Here is a 7,849-nt window from a genome sequence, read left to right as displayed (position 1 = left end):
CCGGGTTCACCGGCTTGGCGATGAAGTCGTTCATGCCGGCCTCGCTGCACGCGCGGCGGTCGTCTTCGAAGATGTTCGCGGTCATAGCCAGCACCGGAATCGCGCCCCTGTTGTCCATCGTGCGGATCAGCTGGGTCGCTTCGAGTCCGTCCATTTCCGGCATCTGCACGTCCATCAGCACCAGATCGTATTCGCCCGCCCGCACCATTTCCACCGCTTCGCGACCGTTTTCCGCCGTGTCGACTTCCATCCCCGCGCCATTGAGCAGTTCCAGCGCGACTTCGCGATTGATCACGTTGTCTTCCGCGAGCAGGATGCGCGAGCCGCTGCAGCAGTTACGCAGCGCTGTTTCCGCGCCCGTTGCGAGCATCAGCGCCGGCTCCTGCCGGATGCCGCGTCCACGCTGCAGTTTCGCGGTGAACCAGAAGGTGCTGCCCTGGCCCGGTTCGCTTTGCGCGCCGACCTCGCCGCCCATCAGACGGGCCAGATGCTTCGTGATCGCCAGTCCCAGTCCGGTGCCGCCGCGTTTGCGCGTGGTCGAGGCATCGGCCTGTTCGAACGTCTGGAACAGATGCGACAGTTTGTCCTGCTCGATGCCGATGCCGGTGTCCTGCACCTCGAAGCGCACCAGCAGGTCGTCGTCATTGCTTGCCAGCAGATTCGAGCGCAAATGGATGGTGCCCTGCTCGGTGAACTTGATCGCATTCGCGGCGTAGTTCAGCAGCGCCTGGCGCAGCCGGGTCGGGTCGCCGCGCAGCCACTGCGGCACCGCATTGCGTTCGATTTCGAGGTCCAGACCCTTGCCGCGCGCCTGCTCGCGCAGCAGGGACCGGATGTGATCGAAGATCGCGTCGAGATGGAAATCCGACTGCTCCAGCACCAGTTTGCCGGCCTCGATTTTTGAGATATCTAGGATATCGTTGATGATCGCGAGCAAATGTCCGGCGGCCGCATCGATTTTGCTCAGCCGCATCGACTGCTCCGGCGGCGGACCGGCGTTCTGCAGCAGATGCGTGAGGCCGATGATCGCATTCATCGGGGTACGGATTTCGTGGCTCATGTTCGCCAGGAACGAACTCTTGGCCTGGTTCGCGGCCTCGGCCCGCTGCCGCGCGTCGGCCAGCTCGGCGGTACGTTTTTCGACCAGATCCTCCAGGTGATGACGGTGCTCGTCCAGCTCGCTCGCGACCCGCTTTTTCTCGGTGATGTCTTCCTTTACCGCGACGTAGTGAGTTACCGTGCCATCCGGCCCGCGCAGCGGCGCGATACGGGCGAATTCGATGTATTCATCGCCGTTCTTGCGTCGATTGACGAATTCACCTTTCCATTGTTCACCCTTCGACAGCGAGGCCCACATACGCCGATAGCTCTCGCGCGGCGTCTTGCCCGATTGCAGGATTTTCGTGTTAGCGCCGATTACGTCTTCCAGGCCGTAGCCGGTGGTGTCGAGGAAGGCCTGGTTGACGTATTCGATCTCGGCGTCCAGATTGGTGATGACGATGTTCTCCGGGCTCTGCTCCACCGCCTGGGCCAGCTTGCGCAGCCGGTCCTCCATGTGCTTGCGCTCGGTGATGTCGTTGAGCGTTCCGGATACGCCGGCGATGACGCCGTCATCGTTCACCGAGGTGCGTGCATCCGCCTCTATCCAGCGAATGCCGCCGGTTTTGTGCAGGTAGCGCACCTCCTGATGAGCATCATCCTTTTCCTGACTGATCAGCGACGCGAACAATGCTTCGATTCGCTGACGTTCGTCCGGATGCAGGCAATCCAGAAACGGCGTGCCCAGACTCTCGTCCACGTCGTACCCGGTCACCTCGGTCCAGGCCGGATTCAGGAAAAGCCAGCGCCCATCGGTGTCGGTCTGAAAAATCACTTCCTTGATACTCGACACAACCGAACGATAGCGCTCCCGACTCTTCATCAGGGCCTGTTGCCCCTGGCGTTCGTCTTCGATCACGCTCAGCAGGGCCCGCTGTACCTCGTCGGACTTGGCCAGCATCAACGCCGTTTCCTCGCTGGCGGTGCGCGCGGATTCCTCGGCGCGCTTGCGCGCGTCGATATCTTCAACCACCGCGATGTGGTGTCCGGACGTCTCTCCCGGTGACCACAGCGGCGTCACCGCCACATTGGTCCAGATCTGGCTGCCGTCCTTGCGGGTGCAACGCTTGTCCATCGAGAAACTGTCGATCTCGCCCGCGACCAGCCTGTCCAGGTTGTCCAGATTCCGTTGCAGATCGTCATCGTAAGTCAGGCGCCGGAAGTCCAGACTGGCCATCTCCGCCGCACTGTAACCGAACATCTCGAAAAATCGCCGGTTGGCGCACAGGAAGCGACCGCTGGCCGTTTCGATCTCCGCGATGCCGACCCCGGCATTGTCGAAAAACGCGCGGAAACGCGACTCGCTCTCCGCCAGCCTGTTTTCCGCCTTCCGCCGCTCGGTAATGTCCTGGAAAACACAGTAGGTCTGCCTGAAATCACCGGCGAGGGTGTAATCGATGCAGCCTTCGAACAGGACATCGAGGTAGTGCCCCTGCCTGTGTTTCAGGCACAAATGAACACCGCTCACGCGACCATTCTTCCTGAACTCCGAAAATCGTTGCCTGAAACGGTCGCGCCACTCCGGGGGCATGAAATCACCGAAATACCTGCCGATCACTTCATCCCTGTCATAGCCGAGTGTGGTCAACCATGCCGGATTGACATCTATGATCGTTCCGTTCCTGTCCAGTGACTGGTACGACAGAGGCGCGTTGTCGAACAACGCCCGGTATTTGCGCTCGTTTTCCTGAAGTGAAAATTCCGCGCGCTTGCGCTCGTCGTCATCGAGGATCACGCCTTCCAGGGCCAGCAGCTCGCCGTTTTCTGCGTACACGGGAACACCGTGTTCGCAGACCCACTTCTCCTCACCGGCCGGGTTGATCAGTCGATAGCTCAGCTCGAAGCGTCCGCCCTCCTCCAGCGCGGCCTGGACCTCGCGCCACACCCGCTCGCGGTCGTCCGCATGGATCAGTTGCGCATAGCTGACGCTGTGGTTGTCCAGCAGCGCGTCCGCCGGGTAGCCGGTGAGTTCCTCGCAGCCTTCGCTGACGAACGTCACGGTCCAGTTCGTGTCGTTGAGACAGCGATAGGCCATCCCGGGCAGGTTCGACATCAGCGCCGACATGCGACGGTTGCTTTCAGTCAGCTGTTCCCTGGCGAGAAAGATTTCCGTCATGTCCGTGCACACGCCGAGCATGACCCTGGATCCTTCCAGTTCGCGGTTCACCGGGAAGCCGCGTTCCCGAATCCATCTGATGTCGCCGTTCCGTTTGACGATACGGTAGTCGTATGAGTAGGGCCTGCAGTGCCGATGGGATTCGCTGACCGTCCTGATGAATCCGTCACGGTCGTCGGGATGCACGGCATCGAGAAATGATTTCGGGGACTGGTACAGACTCTCGCAAGACCGCTCCCACAGGGTTTCATAGGCCGGGCTCACGTAGATTATTTTTTCGATACCGGGCGTGCTCATCCAGAACACGTCGTCGATGGTCTCCGTGACGAGCCTGAGCTTCAGTTCGGCCTGCCTGAGCGCCGTGACGTCCTCGCCATAGCCCTGCAGCGTCACGACCTCGCCGTGCGCGTCACAGATCGCCCGGTTGTGCCAGCGCAGGCTGCGCGCACTGCCGTCGGCCGCGATGACCGTGTGCTCCTGAGAGACCGCGGGATCTTCGGCGCGGAGCCGGTGCAGCCTGTCGCGGACCGCGGCGCGTTCCGGACCGGGGATCAGCTCGAACAGGTCACGCCCGATGAGCTGCTCGCGCGATTTGCCGAAGCAGTCGCAACAGGCGTCGTTGACGAAAACGAGCCTGCCGTCCGGATCGCAGCGGTAGAACGGACCCGGCAGGTCCTGCGTGACCGTCCGTAACAGTGCCTCGCAATCGCCCTGCTGTGGCGCGTGCTGTTTCATCGCGGCGGCAATCGCCCGCGTTGCGACCGCGACCTGTCCGAGCGATCACTCATCGCGCCTGCTCTCCTGCAGGGCGCTGGGATAGCGCGGCGGCCGGCCCAGCTCCATCAGCAACGCATTGATTTCGCTTTTCAGCTCTAGCCCGCGCAGTTCGCGCTCCAGGGTCACGTCGCGCCAGCGCTGCAGTTCCTCGAGCTGAGCGGCGAGTCTGGTTTCGGCCCGTATGTGTTCGGTGATATCGCGGCCGATGCCCAGTACGCCGATCAGCTCGCCGTCGGTGTTGTACATCGGCGTATTCACGGTTTCGACCAGTTCGGTGTGGCCGTCATCCGCATAGGTGCGCTGTTCCTCGTTCGTGCTGGGTCTGCCGGCGGCCATCGTCGCCCGGTCGCGCTCGCGAAAAAATCCGGCCTGCGCCTCGTCGGTGAAATCGTAGTCCGTCCTGCCAACGATGTCCGCTTCCTTCGCGCCGAAGAATCGTTCGAAGCGGGTATTGCAGAACTGGTACACGCCGTCCGGGTTCTTCAGCCAGACGAGGTCCGGCAGCGAATCGATCAGCGTGCGCAAATGCGCTTCGCTATCCCGCAGCGCCTGCTCGGTGCGCCTGCGGATCCGTTCCTCGCTCGCCTTGTCCAGCGCGAAGGATATGTCCTGCGTCGCTTCGCGCAGCAGATTGATCTCTTCCGCATCGAAAAAATCGGGCTCGGCCGCGTACACGCTCAACGCGCCGATGACGTTCTCACCCAGTCGCAGCGGAAACGCGCCCGACGAGCGCAGGCCCTGCTGCAACGCGAGTTCGCGCCAGGGCAGAAAATCCGGGTTGTGCTCCAGATCATTGAACACGACGCTGTTTCCATCCCGGATTGCGCATCCGGTCGGTCCGTTCGCGTTCGGATCGCCGCTCAGCGAAATGTCGATATTCCGCGTGTAATCAGTGGCTTCCCCGCTGGACGCAACGACCTCGATCTTTTTGCCCTGATCGTCGACCAGTCCGATCCACGCCAGCCGGAAGCGACCGTACTTGACGGCGATATCACAGATTTCCTGAAACAGCCTGTGCCTGTCAGGTTGCCGCACGATGGTCTGGTTGATCTGGCTACGGGTCGCGTACATACGGCTGGTGTTATCCAGTTTGCGGAGCACCCGCCGGCGTTCGCTGATGTTGCGCACGATCGCGATCAGCTCGTTATTACCCGACAGCCTGGCGAGGCGCGCCTCGTAGTGCTGCTCGCCCTGCGGCATGGTCAGGGCGTATTCGAAAGTGGTCAGCTCGCCGCTGTCGAGCGCAGCTTCGATATTCGACGTATACGCGCGCGCCGGCCCGGGCGGCAGCACATCCTGCATGCGCCGCCCGAGGATTCTCCGCGGCGGGACGTCGCGCTCGGCTATCCGCTGCGCTCGGTAGTCCAGGATGACCCCATCGGCCGCGATACGGAAAAACTGATCCGGCAGGGTCTGGAAAACGATGTCCAGCGAAGACTCGGCCAGATCGCGTTGCAGCTCGGTCGCCGTGTGCAGTTCCTTGCGCTGGCGCAGCAGCAGCGCGCCGGCGACGACCGCCAGCAGCGCCAGGAACAGGGCCAGTCCGAGCAACGCGGTTTCGATGTACGGTTCCGCGTCGGCTTCCTTGCGGTCGATCTTCGCGATCAGATACCAGGGCGTGCCGTGTATCGACCGCGCGACGCCCACCACCGGTTCGCCGCGGTAGTCGTTGCCGTAAATCGGCTCGCCGGTCGCCGCCCGCCCGGTGGCCATCTGCACCGCCAGCACGGTTTCCGCGCTGAACGGGACGCGCAGTTTCAGCGCCGTATCGTGGCGGTGGCGCAGTTCGTTCAGGAACAGCACGCTGTCGCCGTCGGCTTTGAACAGCAGTGTCTCGGCGCTGGCACTGGGCATCGGCCACTCCTGCAGAAACGGGAACGGAAAACTTCTCTCATTGAGCCGCAGGATCAGAGCGAGTTCCGGCTCGTCCGCGATCACCGCGACGAAATCCAGATGCAGATCGCCGGCAGACCCCGGATCCTCACGGTAGAACCCGGTGTTCTCTGGCTGGCCGGAGGAAAACGCGCGTTCGATCGCCGCAGACAGGGTCGCGGACGTGTGTTGTTCGCTGCCGTCTCCGATCAGAAGCCTACCGCTGCGATCGATCACGAATAATGCCTGGAAGCCCGTTAGCCGCCTGAGATTGACGAGTTGTTGCAGCACATCGTCCCGGCTTTCACCGTCGCCGTCGCGACGCCAGCGTTGCAGCACGTCGCCCAGTGACGAATGGGTCGAGACCAGTTCGGCATAGCGCGCGCGTTCCTCCAGCCAGTGGCCGATCTGCTCCGCCTTCAGCGCCGCGATGGCCTGCAGCTGCTCGACGGTATGCCTGGTGTTTTCTTCAGTCAGTCGCCGTATCGAAAACGCACCGAGCAGCACGATCGACGCGATCGCCACGATGATCCCAGGATACAGCGCGCGGCCGTTCCGGCCCGGGGCTGTCCGTGTGCCGGTATTTTCAGCAGGCGTCTGCGCGGTAAAGCGCTTCTGCAACAGGTAGAGCAGCAACGCGGTGACGGCTACGAATCCCCAGTCCTTGACGGTGCTGGCGATCACGAGCGTTGTCGGATCGTCGATGATATAACCGATCGCCAGATCGGAACAAAGAATCCACAGCGACGCGCCGATCGCGTAGAACAGCGTGACCAGCAGTATTTTGTGACCCGACCGGTTCATTCTCTACGTCGTGACGCGCCCCGGTACACCGGTTTCCGCGGCTGCGTGTTCGTTCGTGTCGACCGGCGTATCGGCGTCGGTACCCTGCTGGTACATGTGCGCGATGTCGGTGAAACTGTCGAACTCGGCCATGAACGCGTCGACGATGTCCGGGTCGAACTGGCTGTCGCGTCCCGCGAAAATGAGACCCCGCGCTTCTTCGAACGGAATCGGCGGCTTGTACACGCGCCGCGATATCAGCGCGTCGAACACGTCGGCCACCGCCATCAGCCGCGCGGAAATCGGTATCGCATCTCCCTTGAGCGCGTCCGGGTAACCGCTGCCGTCCCAGCGCTCGTGGTGCCAGTGCGCGATTTCGACGGCGAGGTTCAGAAAGTCCACCGACTGGTCCACGTCTTTCTGAGCGAATTCGATCGCGCGCGCGCCCAGCTCGGCGTGCGTTTTCATGATTTCCCACTCCTCGCCCGTGAGCTTGCCGGGCTTCAGCAATACGTGGTCCGGAATGCCGACCTTGCCGATGTCGTGCAGCGGCGCCGACTTGGTCAGTATCTGGATGTAATGATCCGTAATCGTGTCGCTGAAGCGAGGATGGGCCTGCAGGCGCTTCGACAGCACCGCGATGTACGACTGGGTGCGCAGGATGTGGTCGCCGGTCTCGGGATCGCGCGTCTCCGCAAGATGCGCCAGCGTGCGTATGCTGACGTTCTGGATGCGCTGGTTTTCCTCCATGCGGCGGTTGACCTCGAATTCGAGGTAGGCGTTCTTGTCGTTGAGGAAATCGCGTGCCTGTTTCAGTGCGACCTGGGTCCTGACCCGCGCCAGCAGGATTGCCGGTTTGATCGGCTTGGTGATGTAATCCACCGCACCCATCGCCAGCCCTCTCTCTTCGTCGCCGTTGGTTTCCATCGCGGTGACGAAAATGACCGGGACGTCGCGGGTGACGACGTCCTCGCGCAAACGCGACATCACCGAGTAGCCGTCGCGGCCGGGCATCATCACGTCGAGCAGGATCAGGTCGGGGCGCGGTTCGGAGGCGGCCAAAAGGAGTGCGCGCTCGCCGGAATTGGCGGCCCGCACCCGGTAGTCGGGTTCGAGGATACTGCTCATTGTCGCCAGAACCGCGGGCTCGTCGTCGACAATGAGAATCGTTGCTTCGCTCATATCACCTTCCCTCTACCAGTA

General features: G+C 62.4%; 3 protein-coding genes. All 3 read right to left on the bottom strand.

Going from position 1 to position 7,849, the window contains the following annotated elements; all coding sequences use genetic code 11:
* On the bottom strand, positions 1 to 3,949 hold a 3,949-nt coding region (locus LJE91_04995), incomplete at its 3' end, for a PAS domain S-box protein (protein ID MCG6868096.1).
* 45 nt (positions 3,950 to 3,994) lie between these two features.
* On the bottom strand, positions 3,995 to 6,667 hold the full coding sequence (locus LJE91_04990) for a PAS domain-containing protein (GenBank protein MCG6868095.1): 2,673 nt from the start codon (positions 6,665 to 6,667) through the stop codon (positions 3,995 to 3,997).
* 3 nt (positions 6,668 to 6,670) lie between these two features.
* Entirely contained in the window at positions 6,671 to 7,828 is a 1,158-nt protein-coding gene (locus LJE91_04985; GenBank protein MCG6868094.1) for a two-component system response regulator, read from the bottom strand.
* Between the last annotated feature and the right edge of the window lie 21 nt (positions 7,829 to 7,849).

It is taken from the genome of Gammaproteobacteria bacterium, assembly GCA_022340215.1.
Taxonomy (GTDB): domain Bacteria; phylum Pseudomonadota; class Gammaproteobacteria; order JAJDOJ01; family JAJDOJ01; genus JAJDOJ01.
The sequence above is the reverse complement of the archived record's forward strand: the minus strand, read 5'-3'. Positions and strand labels throughout refer to the sequence as shown.